The organism is Aneurinibacillus thermoaerophilus (assembly GCF_900099925.1).
GTDB lineage: Bacteria > Bacillota > Bacilli > Aneurinibacillales > Aneurinibacillaceae > Aneurinibacillus > Aneurinibacillus thermoaerophilus.
In genome coordinates, this window is sequence record NZ_FNDE01000038.1 from 1 (window position 1) to 22,659 (window position 22,659).

The following is a 22,659-nucleotide window of genomic DNA, read 5'->3' on the forward strand; positions in this document are numbered from 1 at the left end:
AAAGAGTATTGCAGACGCAGGGTGGAATCAACTTGTACAGTTCACCACTTACAAGGCTGAAAGTGCTGGTAAGCGTGTTGTTCTGGTTGATCCACGAAACACAAGTCAACAATGCTCAAGCTGTGATGAAATCGTAAAGAAAACATTGGCTGTACGGACACATCATTGCCCTTCTTGTGGATTTGAATGTGACCGTGATGTAAATGCCGCCAAAAACATTCTCAAACGGGCAGTACAACAACTACAAAACGTGTCGTAAGACACGCTAGGCTAGGAACTAGCCTTCGTGGAGAGTGCGACAATAGTCGGCTCGATGAAGCGAGAAGCTCTCCAATTTATTGGAGAGAGGTTCACTGTCACTCTCTTGTCGCTATAATTATATACCGTAGTTGTTGCATGCCCATAATTATATCGGTCTACCCCCCTGTATGTATAGCCGCTTTTTGTGCCATAGGTAGGTGTTACTACTTCTGATGAATTGGGAGCCGAGTTTAGAGCTTGCTGTTGGACCTGATTCATCAATTCTTGCTTATATGACTCAGCGCCCTCTTTACTATTGAAATAAAAAACAGGAATTTCATTTCCGTTTATGATTGCTCTTTCCACTTTGTATGGCTTATTGGTGTTTGAAATATTTTCAGTAGACTGTATTTGTGATGTACTGGAACTCGGTTGAAAGCTTTCATCAGCAAAAACCATGCTGCTTCCTAAAAGACTTATCGCAGCAACCAAAGGTATGATTTTCGATTTTTTTGCCATAAAAACATCCCCTTTTTATTGTAATATTTATATAATTAAATGGCACCATAAAAATACAATATTTAACATTATTTGGTTTAATTTGTAAAATTAAGTTATTTGATGGAATCATAGGAGGTTTATATGAGAATATTAACACTGATGCTTGTTATTTCTCTATTTCTTACGTCTTGCACTGAAGTGAGAGACAAAGAAAAAGAACAGAAGAAAAACCAAATAAAAGAGGAAGTATGGTTGAAAGGGAAGGGGGAAAACTGGAAAATAGAAAATTGTTCAGCGAGAATTTTTGGTAATTCTATAGAGTTTGAAGGAGGCAAGATTCAATATATTGGCTCTGACCTATTTAAGAACGAAAAAAATTTAAAAGATTTTTCGCTAGAGTTTTATCTAAAGGATAATACCCCTTTATACCGACATAAATTAATATATACTGATGTCAATATTCTAATAAAAAATGAAAAAATTGGTTTAATAAAAACTGATCTTCCTGAAAATAAGATATATGATACCAAAAAATACTTTGAAGAGATGTATTGTCTCATTACATGGAATCAAGAAGGAAAGGAAAAAATAGAAAAAATAAAACTAAACATTGTCGAAAGTGAAAAAAATCCTTGAAGAATCAAAAAACAACCCATACTTTTAGTTGAAAAAGACGGAGTAATACAATTTTGTATTTGCTCGGTTAGTTATTTACCCGGTAAAATCAAAATAGACAATCTGCTATGCTTGAACCAATTACAAATTGTACGGAAATACAAAAAAGCCACCGGGACTGATGGGGCTCCTACCTCCCACCAGTTCTGGAACGCCGAACAGGCCTCGGTGACCAGGCGAAACGCTCCGGCGACTTTTTATTACGTTTTATCTGAACGTAGTGGGATATAAAAATCTCCTTAATCTTGCGTCATTCATACACCATGATGTTATTCAACCATCGTTTCATTCGTCTAATATTTTACAAAACTCTTTTTCCAGAATAGAAAAAGAGCATGGGTCAATCCATTTATTTCGCTAAAAAAAGTTCTTCTTTAAAAAATAGCTCCCCTTGTCATACCAATACATTCCATTGATGTTGCTGAACGCGTGTTATTTGAGTTACACATTCCGACTACTTTATGTGCATTCAACTTTTCAAAAGCGAACTTGTAGTAAAAGCTTTGCCGCTTCGCTTCCGTAACCTCGACTCCAATATTCAGGAAGGATTGAAAATCCGATTTCCCGGCTTTTTCTATAATTGACATAGCTCCAAATTTGTGCTAAACCAATCGGCGTTTTACTTCTATCCGCTGCTAAAGTTACAACAAAATTATAATGGTTCGTTTCTTCGTTTTCTTCAATTTTACGTAACAATTCTCTCGAACAACCTTTTCATCTAACGCTACATATTCTTCAAAATACCATAAATCTTTATTATATTCTAAAATCCAAATCATTGACTGATATCTTTGACAGCAATACTTTTTGTCCCGAAATGTCCATTAAACATTCCTACCTTTTTCTATCTTGTTTTATCGTACGGAAGAAGTGTATGTTAAGGTTATTGTAAAATATTTCTTTATCTATTAGATTTTTTGGATATATTAATGTGTAACACTCTCATTTGCTTTAATTTGATTCGGCCGATGAGCTGATGAAGATGCGAACTTCCAGCGTGAAAACAAACGGGGCTGTCTCATAAATAAGTGAGACAGCCTCCCTTTTTTTCTTGGGTCAACTATTTGCGGGTCGTGTTAGCGCAGCGCCGCCAGATCCACTTTCGGCACAAGTCCTTCTTCTGCAGCCCGACTAAGTAGGGCGGTCACGGCTGCGTACCCATCTTCACCCAGATTCGCGGTGAACTTGTTTACGTACAGGTCAATATGAGCCTGTGCTACTTCAGGGGCCAGCTCCTGAGCGTGGCATAGCACGTACTCACGGGATGACTCCGGGTTCGCCCACGCGTATTCGACCGATGCGCGAATCCAGCCTGCGATCGCTTCCAGATCCAATGATCGACGGGCGATGATTGCTCCTAGCGGAATGGGTAGATGGGTGTCGGCTTCCCACCAGCTTCCTAAATCAACCAAGAGATTTAAACCATACGAAGGATATGTAAAGCGCGCCTCGTGGATTACCAGCCCGGCATCGACCAAACCATCGCGCACCGCCGGCATGATTTCATGAAACGGCATAACAATAATTTCACCCACGCCTCCTGGCACGTGCTGGGCTGCCCATAGCCGGAACAGTAGGTAGGCGGTTGATCGCTCACTAGGCACTGCGACCCGTCGGCCAGAGAGCATCGCTGGTTCCTTAGTTTTGGACGTACTGCTTTTCGTTAGCACCAATGGCCCGCAGCCTCGACCCAATGCCCCTCCGCATGGAAGTAATGCGTACTCGGACAGCACCCATGGCAGAGCTGCATACGAAATCTTGAGCACGTCCGGCCCGTTGGGGCTCGCTGCCAGACTGTTGGTGATGTCGATGTCCGCGTATAAAACGTCAAGCCGGGGTGCACCGGGCACAAGTCCGTGTACCCAGGCGTGGAAAACAAACGTGTCGTTGGGGCAGGGAGAAAAAGCGATTCTCATAGTAACACCTCCAGTAATACTGAGCTTGCTGATTCTAGTATGTTTAGAGCTTCTTCGATACGCCATGCAGCTCGGTCACGTGGCCCGACGAGGTTCGATATAGCGCGAATTTCCAGGATTGGAATGCCATGATTATGGGCTGCGGTGGCTACGCCATAACCCTCCATTGCCTCGGCGGTCGCCCCTGGTACCCGCGAGGCTCGTTCGAAGGAGGTTGCAGCGGTACCCGTCACGGTTGATACAGTAAGCACCGGGCCAGTAGTGACCGGTAGTCCAGCGGCATGTAAAGCCTCTGTGACCTGGGTCACCAGGCTAGCATCGACTGGGATGCGGGTGGAGCCAAAGCCCAGCTCGTCCAAGCTACAGAAGCCTTCTGGAGTTTCTGCTCCCAGGTCGGCGGCGACGATCTCGTTTGCCACCACTAGAGAGCCTACTTCAGCCCGATTGGCAAATCCACCGCCAATTCCGGCGTTCACTACCAGGCCGTACTTGGCAGTTGCTAACGCCGTTGCCGTGCTGGCTGCGGCAGCCGCCGGGCCGACGCCTGCCACTAGGACGTTGAACCTGCTGTTGCCGTGAAGCCCACGCAATACCGCGTCTTTCTCGGCTGGGACAGAGGTTATCACGAGTACGCGCATTTCCGTTTCCTGTTGTTTGGGGTGTGAAACAGCAGGCGTTTTTGCGCTCAAATCAAAATTCATAATTATGCTCTCCTTTATTTTCTATCTACAATGACTTTGTTCCAAGCATGATCACGCTTTACTATTTTTAAAAAATCTATATTTTATCTGCTCTGTCCTCTCTATAAAACGCAGCAAGAATTTTTACATCCACTAAAATAATATTCTTATTCAAAGTTATCTTTATCTTAACGCCGTGTAAAGAGGGGAAGTTTATTGAAAAATTTTTATGGGAATGTTTGGAGACGAACATAGATTTTCATATTCGACATAATAATAAAGAAATTCTAGTTTTTTTAAAATTCTGTTCATTTCGAGAAATATGATTCAATACGTCATTGAATCAGGGTAAGGGGCGTTTATTTTTTACTTTTGACTTCTTAATGCTTGAGAAATTTTTTGGGTAAAAAGCTTAAAAACAATGCTTTGCATTTGGTATAATAACTCTTCATACATTTTTTATATTAAGTCTATTTTGAATATATTGTATAATTTTCATTGTCTTAATAGAAAAGGAGGCACATGGAAGGGAAACGACACGATAAGTGAAAAAGGGATGCGAAGCTGTTACGATAGAGCGTTGATTGTTTCGAATTCGAAGATAGGAATATTAATTTAAGGCGGACGACTGTTTGAGTTTACATGTTGCAGTTTTAGGTGTTGGCGGTGTAGGTTAAGTATGTGCTGCGGAAGTTGTGAAAAAAGGGTATGTAAAAAAGTTAATTCTCGCAGATATCTTCACCGAAGGAGCAGAGAAATTCGTGAAAAAGTTACGTGAACAAACATCTGCAGAAATTGTTGTTTGTCAGGCAGATGCAAGCAGTACGGAAAGTGTTGTGGCGATTTTAACGGATGTTGATGTCTTGCTTTATGCGAGAATACCGGAGTATAATTTTAAAGTTATGCAAGCATGCTTAGATACAAAAACACATGATATCGACATGGCTTCCGACGGCCCAGACTCGCTGTTACAGCAGTTAGATTGGGATGGTAAATTTAAACAAGCGGGTATTGTAGGAATTATGGGATTGGGTTGTGATCTTGGATTCTCCAATGTTGCTGCTCGTTATGCCGCTGATTAAATGGACACTGTAAAAACAATTACTATTCTCGATGGGGATAACTCTGAAGTTGATTACGACGGCTTTTGTGCTTACTTTAGCCCGCAGACTGCAATTTTAGAGAGACTACGGGCGCGAGGAATGGAATGGTATGTTATTAAGAAAACAAGTCCGATTATAAAAACGGCTTAATAAATAAAGGGTTTTTGTAAGTAAAATGGAGTAGCTTCCATTACTGGAGGCTATCCTGCTATATTCACTAAAACCAAAAATAGAGACTCTTATGTAGAAGAAACGTCGATTGAGACCGTTTTGCCAAAAGAAGGGGGGTATTTTCATTGAAAGAACAGACTAACCTGAAGCGAATACTTACATTAGCACCTGTTGTCATGATCGGACTTGCTTATATGGACCCGCTCGTCGTATTCGACTCATTCGGTGTGGTGGCACAGCTGACGAAAGGGCATACAGCTACTTCCTATATCGTAATCGTTGTAGCTCTGTTGTTTACTGCTTATAGCTATGGAAAAATGGTACAAGCCTATCCGTTTGCCGGTTCTACGTATACATATACGCAGAGAAGCTTCAGTCCTTACGTCGGTTTTCTTGTTGGTTGGGCGGTTATGCTGGATTATTTATTTCTTCCGATGGTCAACTATGCTATTGGTGGGGTTTATCTTTCCTCTGCTTTTCCAGCGATTCCATACCCAATATGGGTCATCATTTTGGCGACCATTCTGACTACTGTCACTTTACTAGGTGTTAAATTAACGGCAAATGTTAATACTTTGTTTGTCTCCTTTCAATTACTTGTAACAATTACATTTGTTGGATTTATGGTGAAAGGGATTACAAATGGGATAGGCGCTGGAGTTTTAATATCCTCAGAACCTTTTTATTCAACAAACATTGATTTGGGGCTTATTATGTCAGGTGCCGCCATTCTTTGTTTTTCCTTTTTAGGATTTGATGCCGTTACAACACTATCGGAAGAAACGCTTGAACCGAAAAAGACAATTCCAAGAGCGATTTTTCTAGTTGCATTGATAGGCGGAGTATTGTTTACGACAACTTCATATTTTCTGCAGCTTGTGCATCCAGATTTTGCGGCGTATCAAGATGCCGATGCAGCTTCAATGGAAATTGCTGAGCTTATCGGAGGTGCATTCTTACAAACTTTCTTCCTGAGTGGCTCCATGGTGGCTGTTTGTTCGTCTTCTCTGGCATCGCAAACAAGCGCTTCACGTCTTCTGTTTGCGATGGGGAGGGAAGATTCCCTGCCAAAACGATTTTTTGGTTATATTCATCCGAAGCTTGGCACTCCGGTATTCAATATTTTATTCATCGGTGTTATTTCTCTTACCGCAATAATGGGTGAACTTGAGGTGATTTTTTCATTCATCAGCTTTGGCGCACTCATTGGATTCACATTCGTGAACTTATCTGTCATTGCTCATTATTTTGTGCGAAATAAGCAGCGTGGTGGAATGGATACGATTCGCTATCTTGTAATACCGGCTATTGGTGCAGTGGTTAGTATGTGGTTGTTTACAAGCCTTCATATATCTGCTCTCATCCTTGGTGTGAGCTGGATTATAGTCGGGGTTGTCTATTCCTTCTTTATAAGAAAGAAAAAACTAAGATTAGATCTCGCAATTGAAGAAGCTTAGATCTTTGAAGACCATTTCATCAGCTTGATGAGGTGGTTTTTTATTCCCGATATACCCTTAATTTATTTTTATCTAAACCGTAATGTCTACATTCACTCCTGAATATTTATTCTTTTCGATAGCGAAAAAAGTGGAAGCAGGATGCCCGGTTGTTCCATAAATAATAAAGAAAATTAATCCCGATTTGACTTATATGTATTATTGTATTATAAAATAGATAAGACAAAGCAAGAAACAATCCAGAAAGATTATAAATAAGAACAAGGTGGGGTTAAATTGACAACATTTTTGGTGATTGTGAACGTTGCCTTTATGCTTTTATTTATTACAGGCTTATATATAATGCAAAAAAAGCATATCTCTTTTTCAAAGCGTGTCTTTACGGCATTAGGAGTAGGAGTAGTATTTGGGCTTGCAATGCAATTTTTTTATGGTACAAAATCTGAAGTTGTTAAAACATCTATTGATTGGTTCAACATTGTAGGAACAGGTTATGTAAAATTACTTCAAATGATTGTAATGCCACTGGTATTTATTTCAATTTTGTCCGCTTTTACAAAATTAAAATTGTCTAATAATATTGGAAAGATTAGTGGAATTATTATCGGTATATTAGTAGGTACAACTGCGATTGCTGCTGCGATTGGCATTGCAACATCGTTAACTTTTAATTTGGAAGCTGTTCAAATAGAGCAAGGAGATGCTGAAATTACTCGTGCAACACAACTTGAGCAAAAGCTGGGCGATATTCAAAACATAACATTGCCGCAAAAAATGGTAGAGTTACTGCCAGAGAATCCGTTCATGGATTTAACCGGTGCACGTCCAACTTCCACGATTGCAGTGGTTATTTTTGCTGCGATAATCGGTTTGGCTTTTCTCGGAGTCAAGCGAAAAAATCCTGAACAAGCTGATATATTCGCTAAGATTGTTGAGACTTTCTATACCATCATTATAAGGGTTGTAACTCTTGTTTTACGTCTTACACCATACGGTATTCTGGCATTGATGACCAAAGTTACGGCTACTAGCGATTATAATGCAATTTGGAAATTAGGAAAATTTGTAGTTGCTTCATATGTTGCATTAATCATTATGCTTATCATTCATTTGCTTTTGTTAGCTTTTGCGGGATTGAACCCTATGACATATGTAAAAAAGGCGCTTCCAGTTCTGATCTTTGCCTTTACATCACGTACCAGTGCAGGGGCATTACCGCTTAATGTAAAAACCCAAACCAATGAATTGGGTGTTCCTGAAGGAATTGCAAACTTTGCAGGTTCGTTCGGACTTTCCATTGGACAGAACGGATGTGCAGGGATTTATCCGGCGATGCTTGCTGTCATGATTGCGCCCACCGCGGGCATTGATCCATTTACTCCTTCTTTTATTCTAACGTTAATCTTGGTCGTAGCCATCAGTTCTTTTGGTGTAGCTGGAGTAGGTGGAGGGGCAACATTTGCGGCATTGTTAGTATTATCAACGATGAACTTACCTGTTGCTTTAGCAGGGTTGCTTATTTCGGTAGAACCGTTGATTGATATGGGGCGTACCGCTTTAAATGTTAGCGGAAGTATGACGGCAGGATTGCTTACAAGTAAAATAACGAAAGAATTGGATGCAAATGTTTTTGCTGAGACGAAGCAGCAAAAAGCAGAAGCGCTATGAAGCAGAGAATGGGGTACGATACCTTATTGCTTTGAGAAATTTTATAAAGCAAGATTAGAAGAGCAGGGTGTTCCAAAAGCGGTCGCTTTTGGAACACCCTCTAGTTTATTTTATCAGAGATTAAATACATTTCCTCAGAACTTTGGCAACGCCTCCACAGCATCAGCCAAATCACTATAACTGTCTTTTAAGTATATTACTATGACCAGCAAGCCTCCGTACTTTCTCAATATCATTGTTCGTCGCCTTGAACATCCACTTACAAAACGTATGCCGGAACATGTGTGGTGTGAGCTTTTTATTTGGCAGACTGTAGCTTTCAATCATTCGCTGAACGCCCCGTACCGAAAATTTCGATGAGCAAAAGACGTATGGCGATGCGGCCACATGCGGTTTCTTTTTTGCCATTTCTGCGCGAAATTGCAACCAGTCCCCCAGTTTCGCCAGTAACCAGTAAGATATTGGAGATCGGCACCGTCAGGACTTTCATCCTCTTCCCCATCATCCGAATTCGTTTTACATCCAAATCCAGGTCCGTTAATTTAAGATTGGACAGTTCTTCCACACGCAGTTCCGCATAGGTAAGCAGGTAAACAAACGCATAGTCCCTCTTATATTTCTCCTCGGGCTCGACTCCTCGGCTTTGAACCGGTTTTTTCCGCATACGATGCAATAAGTCCGCAAATCAACTTCAAATTTGTGTATAAAATAGAAAAATATTCTTTTTTTATATGGAAAATTTTTCTGTTTAATAGTATAATTCTTATTAGAAAGTTTTAAAACAATAAATTAGAAAGGTGGTAGGTAAAATGAAGAGACTGATTTTATCAGCAGGTTTATCCACAGTAATCCTAATGGGTAGTATGGGGTCAGCTTTTGCCGCAGAGCCACCAACTAATTCTCTGGATGGTGGACTTGGTAGTATTCTCGGAGCTGTAAATCAATTAGTTGGTAGTTCTAAAGTAAATGTCCAGAGTGGCGTCAGTTTGAATGTAGATGATGTAACTGTGACAGCAAAAGCGGTGAACTCGACTGAACAATCTGGATTAACTGGATTAATCAGCGGTGGAATTTTAGGTGGAACTAGCGGAACCTCTGCTTCCGCATCCTATGCAGGGTATTCAGCTAGTACCTCGGCAAACGGTAGCTGGGGCCTCGCATCTTCGGTTCAATCTATTGGTGGGTTATTGAACAATCTGGGTCAAGCATTAAAATAACATGCTAGAAAAGGAAGGGAAGTTATAATGAATAAGTGGATCAAAACAGTTGGACTTTCAGCAATGTTAGTGGCTGGTAGTTTAATAGCTGGTAATGCGATTCCAGCCTCTGCAGCAGGTCTTGGCGATATACTGGGATCGGTTAATAGTTTAGTAGGAAGTACAAATGTATCTAGTGGTAGTTTAGTTAATGCTAGCGGCCCTAATTTTAACATTCAAGCTGGTTCCACTTATACAGTTAATCAAGATGGCGTTACGGGTCTGTTAGGAGGAGTTCTTGGTGGCACATACAACACCAGTGCGAACCTAAGTGGTCCGAATGGACTGTCTGCATCAGCTTCCACTAACGGTGGCTATGGTCTGGCTTCTTCAGTTCAGTCTCTGGTTAATGGATTAGGTGGTCTACTTGGTGGACTTTTGAAATAACTTTTTCATAAGGTCAGAGATTGATCTCTGGCCTTTTTTACAATGATCATTCTAGTATTTAGAATATTATGTATATTTATCATGGAGGCATATTGATGAAAGGATCGCTTTTGATATTACCACTTTTATCTCCTTTATTCGGATATACTGGTCATATTGCAACACCAGTAACACAAGGTCAGGTATCTGTATCCATTTCGAGCCCCACTGAATCGTATTACCAAAGCAGTATCATTCAACAACTTACTCCTCAAACTTTTGGAGCATCTGTTGAAAAGTCCGTCACGCTGCCATCAGGATTAAATATTTCTGCTAGCTCTTCTTCTACAGTCATAGTACCAGAGTTTATAAAATAATGAGGAGCAGGGAGTTAGCTAAGGGGCTCGGATTGTCAGTAGGCTGGGATGGAAAAACGAGGACAGTTAACCTATCTTAAGTTTGCTAATGTAGATAATTTTCTTTTTTTAGGTTTAAAGATTAGGTTATTATTACTCGAGTTCGACAAATCACTAGGCAAATAAAACACCCATAAACCTAGGCCAGATCAGGGATTATGGGTGTTTTTTTGTGTCGTTTATGTGTGTATCCAGAGTTTAGGAAGGATTTTTAGAAACTTTAGAGGCGGCTCCACCCCTACAGCCGCAAAGATTTGACGCTGTTAAACCGTCAGTTCCGTGCATTGGTGGACACGTCATCATTAATACATTTGGAATCAATGTTGCGGGTGTTCCACTACCATATTGGATGAGTCATTTCTGAGCATCATGAGAGGCTACTGACTGTAATGTTCAACTTCACATCAAATACGCTTCCATTCCTTAAAATAATCGTTCCTCAAAATCACCTGCATATTTTTAATGTCCTTATTTTTACACAATTATACAGGCTCAACTACATACAGTATACAAAGTAGGTTCATTACCTTTCTTTTTCATTATTTTATTATATTTACTTTACAAACATAAGTTATGTGTTGTATATTACTAATATAAAATTAGTTTTATACTTTTAATAAGTAATAGGAGGTACTCATATTATGATGGATCTTGGTTTGTTACTTATTCGTTTGGTAGTGGGTTTGACATTTGCGGGACATGGGGCACAGAAGCTCTTCGGTTGGTTTGGTGGATATGGCCTCAAAGGAACGGCGGGATGGCTGGAATCCATCGGCGTGCGTCCGGGTATACTGATGGCTCTGCTCGCTGGTCTGGGAGAATTGGTGGGAGGTTTGCTGTTTGCTGCCGGCGTATTTACTTGGCTTGGTGCGGCCTTGATTGTCATTACCATGCTTGTTGCCATCGTTACTGTTCACGGTAAAAACGGATACTGGATTACGCAAAATGGTTTCGAATACAATCTTATGCTAATCGTGGTAGCTATCGGGATTGCTCTCATTGGGCCTGGTGCATACGTACTTCTGTAAGAAATATTGCTTCTTTTTTTCTTTATGCATAGGACTCATTGCTTTTATTCTGTTATAAATTGAAGGAACAAATAAAAAAGCCGTTTCTGTTCTGAGGCTGTTAAATTGAGTAATAGCAGGGTGACGCTGTTGCTCAGTTAAACAGCTTACTGAATCGGAACGGCTTTTTTATTCGCGTAACAAGCTAAGCACAACTAAATCGGGCTCAAACGAAAACCAGCTTTTCTTGGATAATAAAATGTCGTAGTAAAAATTAGAGCCTTTTTTCTTACCTCTTTTTTAGATTATAAGCAAATTTTCTACCTTCAAAGCACCATAGATTTTTGAAATACCAAGGAAAATCATAGTTTTCAAACAATTATTCTCCCATTCAAGCGTCTTCTGTATCTAAAGAACTATTAAGTAGAAAAAAAGAAATATTTAACAAGGAATTTTTTAGCATCAGAAATATGAAGGAGTAAAAAAGAACCAAAAATTGGTTAATTAAATATATTTTCAACATATTTTCAGTAAAAAAAAAGTTACAACTTCTGGCTTGTTTACACTTTTTTAGGGAAGGAGGTATGATGAGCATGTACAGAGTTACCTGTACACAAAGAACGTGAAGGAGGAATAAAAATGGAAAAACCAACCATTCAAGCGGCAGGAAACCCGTGCGCAATTTGTGGAGGATGCGCGGCATGCTTAGCAGATGGTCCGATCCCGGACTTTGAAGGATTTGGTGTCAGCATTGTTGCCGGTATCTTCTAAAGAAAAAGCGAGATATAAACATCCCGCTCAAACTGCTTCTCTCTATTGAGAAAAGCGGAAAATATTCTTCACTGTTAATTGTAGCACATGTAGCAAAGAATGGATAGGGGGCTTAAGGCCCCTTATCTATTTATCACTATGGGCTTACTGAAAAAGAAAAATAAAATCCGGAAGATGAAAATCGTAAGCACGATGGAGGAATAAAATGAATTTCAATGAGCATTATTTTTCTTTGCATGACAACGTACAATTACATTTAAATCCGGTACAAAGCTCATTGCTCCGACCTTCCAGCGAACGAACTGAAATTACTGACAATCGTGTGTCCGCCATCAACAAAACCGCCGCAGAGCTGTTAATGCGGTGTGATGGTACGAAAACAGGATTGGAAATTTTAGAGGAAGTATGCAAGCAATACAAGGAAGCTCCTTCTACTCATTATGTGTGGGTACGCGATTTTTTCATTCAACTCAAAGGAATGGACATTTTGCAGGAGATGGAACAGCCATCCCATAAAAAAGTAAAAGTGTCCGGAAATTTTGATTATCCTACCCCCGTTCATGCTACCGTTGAACTGCTTGCCCGATGCAATCTTCGCTGCGCTCACTGTTATCGGGAAAGCAATCCGGAAGTTGAAGACACGATGAGTTATGAAGACGTAATGCGCCTGTTTTCTATTCTAAAAGATAACGGAATCTATACGTTGGAACTAACCGGTGGAGAAATTACGATTCATCCTCACTTTTTGCCTGTACTTGAAGAAGCGCTTAACAAATTTGAATTGGTTGGATTGTTAACAAATGGAACAAGAATTACAGATGAAATGATTCATATTTTGCTTCCTTACAAAGAAAAAGTATTTTTCAGCATTTCTTTGGACGGGCCGAACGCTGAAGTACATGAAGACCTTCGCCGTGTCAAAGGAGCGTTCCGGCGGACATGCGAAGGCATAAAAAAATTAGCGGATGCTGGCATTCGCGTCCGCGCCGCGATGAGCGTCTATCCAAAAAATATGTGGCTTATTGAAGAAACTTTGCTGCTTGCGAAAGAACTAGGAGCTATATCGTTCAGCTATTCCAAAGTTGATCCCTTTGGTCGGGGAACGAACATCTTGTTCGAAAAAAAGAAGGGAAAAGAGTTTACGGAGTATTTTGAATACGAATCATCCCTGATTCAAAAACATAAAGACTTTATTGCTCTGCTTACAGACGATCAAATGCGGCTTTCAAAAGCACGGACGAACTGCGGAGCCGGCTGGCGCTCCATTACCATTAACCCGTTTGGAGATGTCCGCCCTTGCGTACTGTTTCCGCAGGGGGTGATGGATCTGGGCAATGTATTTCATCAGCCGTTTGAAGACATCTTCCGTTCGGAGAGAGCGCTACAGCTTTTTCGAATGACGGCTCCTGTAAAAAGTGAAACGTGCAACCCAAATTGTAAAAACAAAAATTATTGTAATGGGTGTGTGCTTCGTGCCATTGAGGCGAACTCGCATTACAAGAAGCCATGCGGATGGATTGAAGAAAATGGGCTCGCTTCCTACACTAAGCACCCAGTGTTTGTATAACGAACACCGGACAGGGATATCCGCCTGAGAAAAGGATATCCCCATTCTTTTCATGATATCCACGGAGAAAGGATTTATGAAATGAAAACCGAGCAACAACATAGCCATAAGGCTTCACAAATCTTATGGCGCTTATTGAAAGAAAACCGGAAATTTGTCAGTTGGTGGTTCGTCTTACTGGTTTTTACTTTGGTTACGACTTTGCTTATTTCTTCTATCCCGTTGGTTGTAAAAGAAATTATCGATCAGGCCCTGCTGAAAAACAATACAGCTTTGCTCTTTCAATTACTTTGCCTTCTTTTTTCTATTTATCTTGTCCATATCCTTTTGGAAGGTGTGAAAACATATATTCAAACGCTGGTTGGACAGCGAGCTGTGGCGATTTTTCGGCTGCGACTGTTTCGGAAAATACTGTCTCTTCCGGCCGCTTTCTACGACCGTCATCCTACGGGAGATATTCTCAATCGAATGGAAGGTGACATTAATGTTGTTGATTTCCTTACATCCAGGCTTCTCTTTCTCAGCTTTTCACAAATCATGATGATGATGTATAGTCTCGGCATGATGGCGTATTTAGATTGGAGACTTTTTCTAGTAAGCGCCGTCTTGTTTCCGACTGTTTATGCGGTTCAAATGTATTTTGGAAAAAAGATTAAACAAAAAACCCTACAGTTACGCACCTTTGCCTCAGGCATTTTCACAGCTACGCAAGAGAGCATAATCGGCATTCGATTCATTCAGGAAATGGGAAGGAGATTATTTGTTGGAACCCGTTATATTAAAAGCCTGCGCAGCGTGATTCGTCAACAATTGCACCTTGCACGCTTCTCAGTCTTTGCATCTGCAGCAATGAGCGGAAATGTGATCTTTATGCTACTAATTTCTTATGGTTTAGGGGGATATTTTGTTACTCAAGATTTGCTTACTCTAGGTACGCTTATTGCATTTAATACATACATCGAAAAATTATATTCTTCGCTGACGGTTGCTTCAACCTACTGGATTGAAATGCAGCGGGCAGCAGCAAGTGTGGAGCGTTTATATTGGTTGCTTGACCAGCCTTCCTTATCACGAGATGGACAACGGCTTGAGCGTTTGCAGGGACATATTGTGTTTCGTGATGTGTCTTTTCATTATGAAGGGAAGCAACAGACGTTGGAAGACATTACGTTTGACATTCAACCTGCGACCACCACAGCTATTGTAGGTGCGAGCGGCTCCGGAAAAAGTACGCTCCTTTCCTTGATTATGGGGCATTATCCGGTGGCGAAGGGAAACATTTTCATTGATGGGATTCCGCTTTCATCGCTGTCGCTTACCAGCCTGAGGAAAAAGATCGGGGTTGTATCGCAACAGCCTTTCTTCTTTTTGGCGACTATACGCGAAAATTTACAACTGGTAAAAAGGGAAGCAACTGATGAAGAATTATATGAGGTTTTGGAAGAAGTAGGGTTGGGAGGATGGGTGAAAGAGCTTCCCAATGGTTTGGATACTATGGTAGGAGAGCGCGGTCTTCAGTTATCAGGTGGACAAAGGCAAAAACTTGCACTTTCCCGTGTTATCTTGCAGAATCCTGATATAATTATTTTAGACGAAGCTACTGCTTTCTTGGATAATTTGTCGGAGGAGCAAATCAAGCGTTTGCTTCGCTCCCGATTTTTTGGAAAAACCATTGTAATGGTAGCTCATCGCCTATCTATGGTACGTGAAGCGGATCAGGTCATTATGATTGAAAATGGGCGCATATGTGCGCAAGGAACACACGAATATTTGTTTGCTACTTCTCTTTCCTATCAAGCTTTGTGGAAAGATGAGGTTTCTGCCTTTACATAACCATACAAGGAGGAGATAACATCATGAATCAGCTTATCTTTCGGCTCGTCATTCTGGCTTTATTTATCTTTGTGGCCATCAAAAACGGGAACAAAGGCGGATGGGTCACCTATGCGATTTGGGCTGCGGCTGCCATTTGGGCCATTGATACTATAAGAAGGGTTCGGAAACGATGAAGACGGCTTTCGTACTTACTGTAAAAAATCTAAGCAAAACATACGGGGAATACAAGGCGGTTCACCCTTTGACTTTTTGTATACGACCCGGAGAAATTCACGGTTTATTAGGTCCAAATGGCGCTGGAAAAACCACTACAATTAAAATGATTATTGGTGTCTTAGAGAAAACGTCTGGAGATATTGAAATCAATGGCATTTCTTTGCAGGAGGAGCCAGTCCGAGCGAAGAGGAATGTATTTTATGTACCCGATCATCCTGTGCTTTTTGAAAAAATGACTGGAAAAGATTTTTTATCTTTTATGGCTGATCTGTATGGTGTTGATTACTGTTCGTCTCTTGTTGAAATTGAATCGGTGATAAATCGGTTTCAGCTGACTCCACATCTAGCAAAAAGCATTGGTGAGATGTCGCTTGGAACCCGGCAAAAACTGTTGCTTACCGCCGGTCTTATGGTGCGGGCTCCACTGCTTATTCTGGATGAACCGATCGTAGGTCTCGATCCTGAATCGATCCTGTATTTTAAGGAATGCTTGCGCGAGTATGCCCAGCAGGGAGGAGCCGTCCTGTTTTCCACACACCTGTTATTCATGGCTCAGGAACTATGTACTCATCTGGTCGTTATGAAACAAGGAACGATGATCGCTGCCGGGCCTGCCAGCGAACTCATATCAAAACAAAACCAAAATCTGGAGCAGGTATTTATGGAGATGATAGCACATGGGGAGTAAAGCGACCTGGCTGCTTGCGCGAACGATCTTGCGAGACTATTTTACTTTTACCAAGAAAAAGACGATTTTATTTATCGTGACGATAATATTGTTGTGGAACGTTCTTTATGAAAATGCAGGGCTTTTTTTTCACAGTGTTTCCTTCCTCTCGCCTTCAAATCTTGTGATGCTTTCGCTGATCGGAACGCAAATTATTTTTTTATATGTGACATTTAACTGGTTGATGTCAGCGCTTTATTACGGCAAGAATACAGAAACGCTGCTGGCCCTGCCCTTTACTAAAAGCCGGATCGTATGGACTTATTTTGCGGTGACCTTGTTGCGGTTTTATGCCTTCAAATTGTTATTTTTCTTGCCGCTTGTATACGCGGCGATGAGAGCAGGCGACTCTTCCTGGACGGAGTGGGGCCTTATCATGGCCAGCCTCTTTCTGTTTCCGGTTTTCACGCAAGAGCTTTCTTTGCTGCTTTTGTTAGTTCTCTTTTCATTTTCTGTAAGAAAAGGGGGGCAGCACATCGCAATAATCCTAGCGGCAGTGCTGTTCATTCTCACTGCTGCGCTCTGGCTTCGAAGTCATCCAGCGTATCTTAACGCGATAGCGGAAACGGTACATCATCCAGCATTTTGGTTCGGGCTGAGCGGGAGTATTGGGGCGTTAGCCGTTCTTCTTCAATTTTTCATTGAAAAAAGCTGGCTAAAAGGGCGTGAGCAGGCGAAGCAAACGAGCGTTGCGGCCGATTTTCTGCCCGGGATGAACAATCAATTGCTGAAAAGGGAAATCAAAAACTTTTTTCTTACGCCTACGTTTATTATTAACTATATTGCCATGGCCATGCTGGGAACAGTGTTTGTATTCTTTTTCATTAATAACTTATCGGCGCAGCTGTTTCCTTCCATTTTTTCCGCAGATGACATATTCATGCGAGGAAGCGCTATTTTTGCGGCGATTTATTTGTTAGCCATGATGATGTCAAGTTCTACCGTAGCATTTTCGCGGGATGGAACGGAATGGACATATCTGCGTTGCCTTCCGCTTTCTTTTTCGGCACTTTTTCATATCAAGCTTTGGTTTTGTTATGCTGTAGATATATTGGCTGTCTTTCCGGCTGCAATCTTTTTATTCTGGTGGCTTCCGCTCGGCTCGGTTGTTATGATACCCGTGCTTGGGGTTGCGATCGCTGGAAGCATTTTGACGCAAACCCTTGTCAAAATGGCTGTGGATGCTATATGCCCCCAGTTTGCGTGGAACAGTCCGGCGCAAGCGCTGCGCCATCCGAAACGCTATATTGCCTATTTGGTGAATCTTATCGTTATGGGTTTATACGGAGGAATTGGCTGGGGTTCCTATCACTACGGAGTGTTTTCCTTTTTTGAAACAATTTTTCTTATTATATTAATGGAAGCTATAGTAGCCGCGTTTCTTTATTTATTTTTACGCATTGAAGGAAAAAAAGCGGATCGTCTTTCCAGCTGTATATTGAAGGTATAACAGGTTTTAGCATCATTCATTCATGCAGAGGCCGTTCTGGATGTTCAGGCGGCTTCTGCATGAAGGGTACCATAGGCTATTTTTGTTGCAAATAAGGAGTCACCTGCTCGATAACTTGTTGTAACGCTTTGGCATTCATTTCGTATTCCTGCTTGACTTTTTGATCTGTCGTTTCAAGTGCGAAACTTTCTAAATCGGCTTGGCATTTTTTCAAGGTCGCCAATACTAACGGAAGTTCCTGGGGAGTTGGCACCGTAATGTTATCGTTATACAAATCGACATATAGCTGGCCATAGCTATCCACCTGGCCCAAATATACATTATCCAAGGATACTCCTATTTTATCCAAGGCGGTGTGCAACCATCTTACAGATAAACCAGCCGCCTTAAGAGGTTCCAGCATAATCTTGCCGTCCAGAATGACGGTTTGCGCTTCTTTTACCGGGGCTGGTTTCATCTGCAAGTCGCTTGGGGTAAGCGGCTGTTTGTCTTTTTTCAACAGCACGCTAACCTCCCCGTTTTGTTCAAGGACAGCAAATTCCACATCAGCCACAGAAAACACATTTTTTAAACGCAGCTGTTCCAATAATTCCTCTCCAGCATATCTTTCCTTTTTTAGATTTTCCTCCATGATCTTTCCATCTTTTATCAGAACAGTCGCATTCCCCTCCACAATGTCATTAAACTTTTTATTTTTGAGCGCTAAATAACCGAAAAGAATAGGAATAAGCGCCCAGATAAATAAACTGGTAAAGCCATGCAGCCAATTCGCTTCAAGGTCGGATGAAATAAAGGCCGCGAGCGAACCTATGGTAATTCCTACCACATAATCAAAAAAAGTTATTTGGGAAAGTTGGCGTTTTCCCATCAATCTTGTTAAAAAGAGCAATACAACAATGGATATAATGGAACGAATAATCACTTCTAAAAAATTAGGCAATAGACTCCCTCCTTTGACAACAAAGATGCAAATTTTTTTCGTTTATAGTTTGCTTTGCAGGCGTAAATGATAAACATGGAATTTTGAAATTTGTTGCTTTAGACCTTACGTTTTCAATACGTAATCAGGTATTTCGTCAGGCCGGACATTTCGTCTAATTTAAAAATAAATCAATCAATTCAAAAATGAATAATTACTTATGTATCAAAAGTTTTTTAAATATATCAGAAATAGTAAAAATGGTTTTTATTCAAAAATGAATCAATCGGAAGTTGAGCCGATGAGAAGTCTACGTGAAGAAACATGGAACGGGTGAAAAGCGAGTTGAATGTTCTCCGGAATAAGTACCAGCTTGCGTATGGTATGATTATCAAGAGCGAGAAAATGATACAGAACGACGACGGAAATAGCAAAAGCCATCGGTATTAGTCAACCTTTCGTTTCTCGTAAAATTAAAAAATACAGAATAAAATAAAAATGGTATAGAATTTGCAAATTCTAAAGAAACGAAATTACGTGCCAGAGGAGAGAATTTGCATGACAGAGAATAGCTGGATGAAATTGTTCAAAAAGATGCCGGATTTGCTTGCGCCGACGATGGCGAAAGATCACCCGAATTTGCCGGTTGTGAAGGAAGAAGGATGTTATTACTACGGATTGGACGGCAAGAAGTATCTAGATTTCACATCAGGCATTGCGGTAGCGAACACCGGACATCGACATCCAAGAGTAGTGCAGGCGATTAAAGACGCTGCCGATCGGCTTATGCACGGACCGTCCGGGGTTATTATGTATGAATCGCTGCTTCGTTTGGCAGATGAATTGACACGCATCATGCCGAAAGGACTGGATTGTTTCTTCTTTGCGAATAGTGGCACGGAAGCGATTGAAGGAGCTATCAAGTTGGCCAAGCATGTTACCAGAAGACCGTATGTAGTTTCATTTACAGGGTGCTTCCATGGGCGTTCTCTGGGAGCATTAAGCGTCACTACTTCAAAGAGCAAGTACCGAAAATATTTGCAACCGAACGGATTGACGTATCAACTGCTGTATGCGAATCCGAAAGATTGTCCGCCAGAGGAAAATCCGGACACGTACTTCGCAAGCAAGCTGGAAAAAGACGCGGCTTCTCTGTTTGCGCATCAGGTCACTCCCGAAGAGGTGGCGTGCATGATTCTGGAGCCGGTGCTCGGAGAAGGAGGATATATCGTGCCGCCGCAAGGCTGGTTGCGCAAAGTACGGGAGATTTGTGATCGGTATGGAATTTTGCTGATCTTCGACGAGGTACAGACTGGATTTGGCCGCACGGGCGAATGGTTTGCCGCGCAAACGTTTGGTGTTACTCCTGATATTATGGCGATAGCCAAAGGGATCGCTTCCGGACTTCCGCTAAGCGCGACGGTCGCCTCCAAGGAGCTAATGAAACAATGGCCGCTGGGCAGCCATGGTACAACATTCGGCGGCAACCCGATTGCGTGTGCGGCGGCGCTCGCAACGCTGGAAGTATTTAAAGAAGAAAGGTTATTGGAAAATTGCCGGGAAGTTGGGGCTTATGCCCGTGAAAAGCTGGAAGAGTTGAAAGCCATGCATTCGGTGATCGGTGACGTGCGTTCAGTCGGACTGATGATTGGTATTGAGGTTATTAATCCGCGTACCGGTGAACCGAACGGCGACGGGGTCATGCATATTTTGAACCGTTGCCTGGAGAAAGGGGTTCTTTTCTATCTGTGCGGAAATAAGGGTGAGGTTATTCGTATGATTCCTCCGTTGACCGTAACGAAAGAACAGATTGATGATGGGCTGCGAATACTGGATGAAGCACTTACTGAATATGAAGCGGACATGGGAGTAAGTTCGGTGATGTCCGGCGCTGGATGTTAAATAAGAGAGGGAACGGCCCTTCTTTAGTCCATTTTTGCAGGTAAAAATGAGAGGACGGAGGAAAATAGATGAGCGTACTTGATACAACTGTTGTTCTTCTTTATTTTATTATTTTAATCGTTGTGGGATTTGTCGGGGCGAAAAAGGCGAAGACTGCAGAAGACTACGCATTGGCAGGAAGAAATCTTGGTTTGTTTATATATCTTGGATGTCTTTCCGCCGTTATTCTTGGTGGAGCATCCACAATCGGAACCGCTAAGTTAGGATATCAGTTCGGTCTTTCCGGGATATGGTTTGTTTTCATGATTGGCCTTGGTATTACCGTGCTTGGACTCGTTTTTATTCATCATATTTACGGGGCGAATGTAACGACAATCAGCGAGTTGTTGGGGCGGCGGTACAATAAGGAAACACGCTTGCTTAGCGCGTTGGTAGCTGCTATTTATACGATGATGGTTTCTGTGACCCAGGTTATAGGGATCGGAACCATTATTAACGCAGTGCTTGGCTGGAATATGACTGCTTCCATGTTGATAGGTGGAGGGATCGTGCTGTTTTACACGATTCTAGGGGGCATGTGGAGCGTCACAATGACAGACATTATCCAGTTTATTATTATGACTGTCGGTATCTTCCTGTTTATGCTGCCAATGAGCCTGTCACATGTGGGCGGATGGGAAGCGCTTACTTCCCGTTTGCCGGCTACGTATTTTGATTTTACATCGATGGGTTGGGGCGAAATTTTCCAATACTTCTTGCTCTATACGCTGGGCATGGTAGTATCGCAGGACATTTGGCAGCGCGTGTTCACAGCACGTACGACTAAAATCGCGCGCAGCGGCGCAGTATACGCAGGGCTCTATAGTTTTATATACGCGCTGGCGCTGAGCATCATCGGTATGTGCGCGCTGGTGGCGTTGCCGTCTCTTAAGGATACACAGAATGTATTCGCGAAAATGGCGCTGGAGATTCTGCCTCCTGGTATTCTCGGGCTCATTCTTGCAAGCGTGTGTTCCGCGTTGATGTCTACGGCTTCAGGAACATTACTGGCTTCATCGACGCTTTTATCGCACGATATTCTGAAGCAATACTGGCCAAAGGATATCAGCGATAAGAAGTTTGTTTTTTTGTCGCGTCTAATTACATTAGTGATTGGAGTTATCGCCATTATGTTTGCTATCTGGATTCAGGACGTGCTTGTGGCGTTGGATGTAGCATATGCCATTCTATCAGGAGCGATTTTTGTTCCGGTGGTTCTTGGATTTTTATGGAAAAAAGCAACAGCAAAAGCTGGCCTCTATTCTATTGTTATTAGTTCACTGGTGGTGTTCGGGAGTTTGGCGGTTGAAGGACTCAGTTCCACCAATCCGATCATATATGGAATTGTGACCAGTATTGTATCAATGGTTGTTCTTTCATATGTGAGCCAGCCTTCTTCTCCGTCGCAGGAGGTGAATCGGTTTGTAGAAGAGGAAGAGGGCAGAAAGTTGATAAATGGGTAAGAACTGAATGCTTCCCTTTAAAGTAGATGCTTTACGCATTTACTTTAAAGGGGTTTTTTGTAAATGTAACGCATAACCATAGTTTCGCTTTAATGTAAGCGTTTGCGATGATTTTGGAATAGAACTTATAATTTGATTAGCCGATTATTTTCTAAGTAGACGCGCAAAAACACATAAGGAAAAAAATCGTATTTTTGAAGCGGGAAAAGTTACAACACAGTCCGTCACATATACTACACAGCAGGTGTTGGTTATTTACAAAAGCATTGAAAAGGGAGGATGGTTCCGACGTGCCACGATCACGCAGCGCTTT

Annotated in this window: 23 protein-coding genes and 1 pseudogene; 17 read left to right on the forward strand and 7 right to left on the reverse strand. The window is 41.7% G+C overall.

Features of this window, described 5'->3' with window-relative positions:
• A partial coding sequence (locus tag BLR88_RS15230; protein ID WP_139184997.1) for an RNA-guided endonuclease InsQ/TnpB family protein occupies window positions 1-259 on the forward strand: 259 nt, incomplete at its 5' end.
• A gap of 11 nt (window positions 260-270) precedes the next feature.
• Here the strand turns inward: BLR88_RS15230 and BLR88_RS15235 are convergent.
• On the reverse strand, window positions 271-759 hold the full coding sequence (locus BLR88_RS15235; protein ID WP_091261088.1) for a hypothetical protein: 489 nt from the start codon (window positions 757-759) through the stop codon (window positions 271-273).
• A 123-nt stretch (window positions 760-882) separates the two neighbouring features.
• Here BLR88_RS15235 and BLR88_RS15240 point away from each other — a divergent pair, with 123 nt between their 5' ends.
• Window positions 883-1,377, forward strand: a complete 495-nt coding sequence (locus BLR88_RS15240; protein WP_057899887.1) for a hypothetical protein — start codon at window positions 883-885, stop codon at window positions 1,375-1,377.
• A gap of 516 nt (window positions 1,378-1,893) precedes the next feature.
• Here the strand turns inward: BLR88_RS15240 and BLR88_RS20220 are convergent.
• From BLR88_RS20220 to BLR88_RS15255, 3 genes are all read right to left on the reverse strand, one after another.
• Complete coding sequence (locus BLR88_RS20220) at window positions 1,894-2,112, reverse strand: GNAT family N-acetyltransferase (RefSeq protein ID WP_254778335.1); 219 nt, start codon at window positions 2,110-2,112, stop codon at window positions 1,894-1,896.
• A gap of 380 nt (window positions 2,113-2,492) precedes the next feature.
• The gene (locus BLR88_RS15250) at window positions 2,493-3,332 is read right to left on the reverse strand and encodes a 1,4-dihydroxy-6-naphthoate synthase (RefSeq protein ID WP_057899886.1); all 840 of its coding nucleotides are present in this window, start codon (window positions 3,330-3,332) and stop codon (window positions 2,493-2,495) included.
• On the reverse strand, window positions 3,329-4,033 hold the full coding sequence (locus tag BLR88_RS15255; protein ID WP_057899885.1) for a futalosine hydrolase: 705 nt from the start codon (window positions 4,031-4,033) through the stop codon (window positions 3,329-3,331). Before BLR88_RS15255 ends, BLR88_RS15250 begins: the two co-directional genes overlap by 4 nt.
• Window positions 4,034-4,707: 674 nt before the next feature.
• Between BLR88_RS15255 and BLR88_RS15260 the strand changes: the two genes are divergently transcribed.
• The 3 genes from BLR88_RS15260 to BLR88_RS15270 all read left to right on the forward strand — a co-directional run bounded on the left by BLR88_RS15260 (window position 4,708) and on the right by BLR88_RS15270 (window position 8,411).
• Entirely contained in the window at window positions 4,708-5,094 is a 387-nt protein-coding gene (locus BLR88_RS15260; protein WP_091261090.1) for a saccharopine dehydrogenase NADP-binding domain-containing protein, read from the forward strand.
• A 317-nt stretch (window positions 5,095-5,411) separates the two neighbouring features.
• A complete protein-coding gene (locus BLR88_RS15265) occupies window positions 5,412-6,743 on the forward strand; it encodes an APC family permease (RefSeq protein WP_057899883.1) in 1,332 nt (443 codons plus the stop codon).
• A 276-nt stretch (window positions 6,744-7,019) separates the two neighbouring features.
• Complete coding sequence (locus BLR88_RS15270; protein ID WP_091261091.1) at window positions 7,020-8,411, forward strand: L-cystine transporter; 1,392 nt, start codon at window positions 7,020-7,022, stop codon at window positions 8,409-8,411.
• Window positions 8,412-8,545: 134 nt separating this feature from the next.
• On the opposite strand, the pseudogene BLR88_RS15275 reads toward BLR88_RS15270, so the two are convergent.
• Window positions 8,546-9,096 (reverse strand): annotated as a pseudogene (locus tag BLR88_RS15275) (tyrosine-type recombinase/integrase); the annotation flags it as partial.
• 124 nt (window positions 9,097-9,220) lie between these two features.
• Between BLR88_RS15275 and BLR88_RS15280 the strand changes: the two are divergent.
• The 10 genes from BLR88_RS15280 to BLR88_RS15310 all read left to right on the forward strand — a co-directional run bounded on the left by BLR88_RS15280 (window position 9,221) and on the right by BLR88_RS15310 (window position 18,023).
• A complete protein-coding gene (locus BLR88_RS15280; protein ID WP_091261093.1) occupies window positions 9,221-9,628 on the forward strand; it encodes a hypothetical protein in 408 nt (135 codons plus the stop codon).
• Window positions 9,629-9,655: 27 nt separating this feature from the next.
• The gene (locus BLR88_RS15285) at window positions 9,656-10,054 is read left to right on the forward strand and encodes a hypothetical protein (RefSeq protein ID WP_057899880.1); all 399 of its coding nucleotides are present in this window, start codon (window positions 9,656-9,658) and stop codon (window positions 10,052-10,054) included.
• A 95-nt stretch (window positions 10,055-10,149) separates the two neighbouring features.
• Window positions 10,150-10,410 (forward strand): hypothetical protein, encoded by a 261-nt coding sequence (locus BLR88_RS19140; protein WP_139184998.1) that lies wholly within the window; start codon window positions 10,150-10,152, stop codon window positions 10,408-10,410.
• Window positions 10,411-11,090: 680 nt separating this feature from the next.
• The gene (locus BLR88_RS15290; protein ID WP_057899879.1) at window positions 11,091-11,477 is read left to right on the forward strand and encodes a DoxX family protein; all 387 of its coding nucleotides are present in this window, start codon (window positions 11,091-11,093) and stop codon (window positions 11,475-11,477) included.
• Window positions 11,478-12,095: 618 nt separating this feature from the next.
• Window positions 12,096-12,227, forward strand: a complete 132-nt coding sequence (locus tag BLR88_RS19145; RefSeq protein ID WP_139184999.1) for a subtilosin A family bacteriocin — start codon at window positions 12,096-12,098, stop codon at window positions 12,225-12,227.
• Between the two features lie 205 nt (window positions 12,228-12,432).
• Window positions 12,433-13,794 (forward strand): radical SAM/SPASM domain-containing protein, encoded by a 1,362-nt coding sequence (locus BLR88_RS15295; RefSeq protein ID WP_057899878.1) that lies wholly within the window; start codon window positions 12,433-12,435, stop codon window positions 13,792-13,794.
• A gap of 81 nt (window positions 13,795-13,875) precedes the next feature.
• Window positions 13,876-15,627 (forward strand): ABC transporter ATP-binding protein, encoded by a 1,752-nt coding sequence (locus BLR88_RS15300; protein ID WP_057899877.1) that lies wholly within the window; start codon window positions 13,876-13,878, stop codon window positions 15,625-15,627.
• 23 nt (window positions 15,628-15,650) lie between these two features.
• Complete coding sequence (locus tag BLR88_RS19670; protein ID WP_156424100.1) at window positions 15,651-15,803, forward strand: hypothetical protein; 153 nt, start codon at window positions 15,651-15,653, stop codon at window positions 15,801-15,803.
• Complete coding sequence (locus tag BLR88_RS15305) at window positions 15,800-16,534, forward strand: ABC transporter ATP-binding protein (RefSeq protein ID WP_057899876.1); 735 nt, start codon at window positions 15,800-15,802, stop codon at window positions 16,532-16,534. Before BLR88_RS19670 ends, BLR88_RS15305 begins: the two co-directional genes overlap by 4 nt.
• On the forward strand, window positions 16,524-18,023 hold the full coding sequence (locus tag BLR88_RS15310) for a hypothetical protein (protein ID WP_091261095.1): 1,500 nt from the start codon (window positions 16,524-16,526) through the stop codon (window positions 18,021-18,023). The genes BLR88_RS15305 and BLR88_RS15310 overlap by 11 nt, the downstream gene beginning before the upstream one ends.
• A 76-nt stretch (window positions 18,024-18,099) precedes the next feature.
• On the opposite strand, the gene BLR88_RS15315 is transcribed toward BLR88_RS15310, so the two are convergent.
• A complete protein-coding gene (locus BLR88_RS15315; RefSeq protein WP_057899874.1) occupies window positions 18,100-18,963 on the reverse strand; it encodes a DUF421 domain-containing protein in 864 nt (287 codons plus the stop codon).
• Window positions 18,964-19,224: 261 nt separating this feature from the next.
• Window positions 19,225-19,383 carry a hypothetical protein gene (locus BLR88_RS19675; RefSeq protein ID WP_156424099.1) on the reverse strand — a complete coding sequence of 53 codons (159 nt, stop codon included), beginning with the start codon at window positions 19,381-19,383 and terminating at the stop codon, window positions 19,225-19,227.
• 117 nt (window positions 19,384-19,500) lie between these two features.
• Between BLR88_RS19675 and BLR88_RS15320 the strand changes: the two genes are divergently transcribed.
• Together BLR88_RS15320 and BLR88_RS15325 are read left to right on the forward strand one after the other, a co-directional pair.
• A complete protein-coding gene (locus tag BLR88_RS15320) occupies window positions 19,501-20,844 on the forward strand; it encodes an aspartate aminotransferase family protein (protein WP_057899873.1) in 1,344 nt (447 codons plus the stop codon).
• 68 nt (window positions 20,845-20,912) lie between these two features.
• Window positions 20,913-22,346 carry a sodium:solute symporter family protein gene (locus BLR88_RS15325; RefSeq protein ID WP_057899872.1) on the forward strand — a complete coding sequence of 478 codons (1,434 nt, stop codon included), beginning with the start codon at window positions 20,913-20,915 and terminating at the stop codon, window positions 22,344-22,346.
• Window positions 22,347-22,659 lie beyond the last annotated feature (313 nt).

Bases quoted from the DNA above. Each gene is read 5' to 3' on its own strand.
- BLR88_RS15280 (WP_091261093.1), top strand. From the start codon at position 9,221: ATGAAGAGACTGATTTTATCAGCAGGTTTATCCACAGTAATCCTAATG.
- BLR88_RS15285 (WP_057899880.1), top strand. From the start codon at position 9,656: ATGAATAAGTGGATCAAAACAGTTGGACTTTCAGCAATGTTAGTGGCT.
- BLR88_RS15305 (WP_057899876.1), top strand. From the start codon at position 15,800: ATGAAGACGGCTTTCGTACTTACTGTAAAAAATCTAAGCAAAACATAC.
- BLR88_RS15310 (WP_091261095.1), top strand. From the start codon at position 16,524: ATGGGGAGTAAAGCGACCTGGCTGCTTGCGCGAACGATCTTGCGAGAC.
- BLR88_RS15325 (WP_057899872.1), top strand. From the start codon at position 20,913: ATGAGCGTACTTGATACAACTGTTGTTCTTCTTTATTTTATTATTTTA.
- BLR88_RS15240 (WP_057899887.1), top strand. From the start codon at position 883: ATGAGAATATTAACACTGATGCTTGTTATTTCTCTATTTCTTACGTCT.
- BLR88_RS19140 (WP_139184998.1), top strand. From the start codon at position 10,150: ATGAAAGGATCGCTTTTGATATTACCACTTTTATCTCCTTTATTCGGA.
- BLR88_RS15320 (WP_057899873.1), top strand. From the start codon at position 19,501: ATGACAGAGAATAGCTGGATGAAATTGTTCAAAAAGATGCCGGATTTG.
- BLR88_RS15300 (WP_057899877.1), top strand. From the start codon at position 13,876: ATGAAAACCGAGCAACAACATAGCCATAAGGCTTCACAAATCTTATGG.
- BLR88_RS15295 (WP_057899878.1), top strand. From the start codon at position 12,433: ATGAATTTCAATGAGCATTATTTTTCTTTGCATGACAACGTACAATTA.
- BLR88_RS19670 (WP_156424100.1), top strand. From the start codon at position 15,651: ATGAATCAGCTTATCTTTCGGCTCGTCATTCTGGCTTTATTTATCTTT.
- BLR88_RS19145 (WP_139184999.1), top strand. From the start codon at position 12,096: ATGGAAAAACCAACCATTCAAGCGGCAGGAAACCCGTGCGCAATTTGT.
- BLR88_RS15290 (WP_057899879.1), top strand. From the start codon at position 11,091: ATGATGGATCTTGGTTTGTTACTTATTCGTTTGGTAGTGGGTTTGACA.
- BLR88_RS15235 (WP_091261088.1), bottom strand. From the start codon at position 759: ATGGCAAAAAAATCGAAAATCATACCTTTGGTTGCTGCGATAAGTCTT.
- BLR88_RS19675 (WP_156424099.1), bottom strand. From the start codon at position 19,383: ATGGCTTTTGCTATTTCCGTCGTCGTTCTGTATCATTTTCTCGCTCTT.
- BLR88_RS15255 (WP_057899885.1), bottom strand. From the start codon at position 4,033: ATGAATTTTGATTTGAGCGCAAAAACGCCTGCTGTTTCACACCCCAAA.
- BLR88_RS15250 (WP_057899886.1), bottom strand. From the start codon at position 3,332: ATGAGAATCGCTTTTTCTCCCTGCCCCAACGACACGTTTGTTTTCCAC.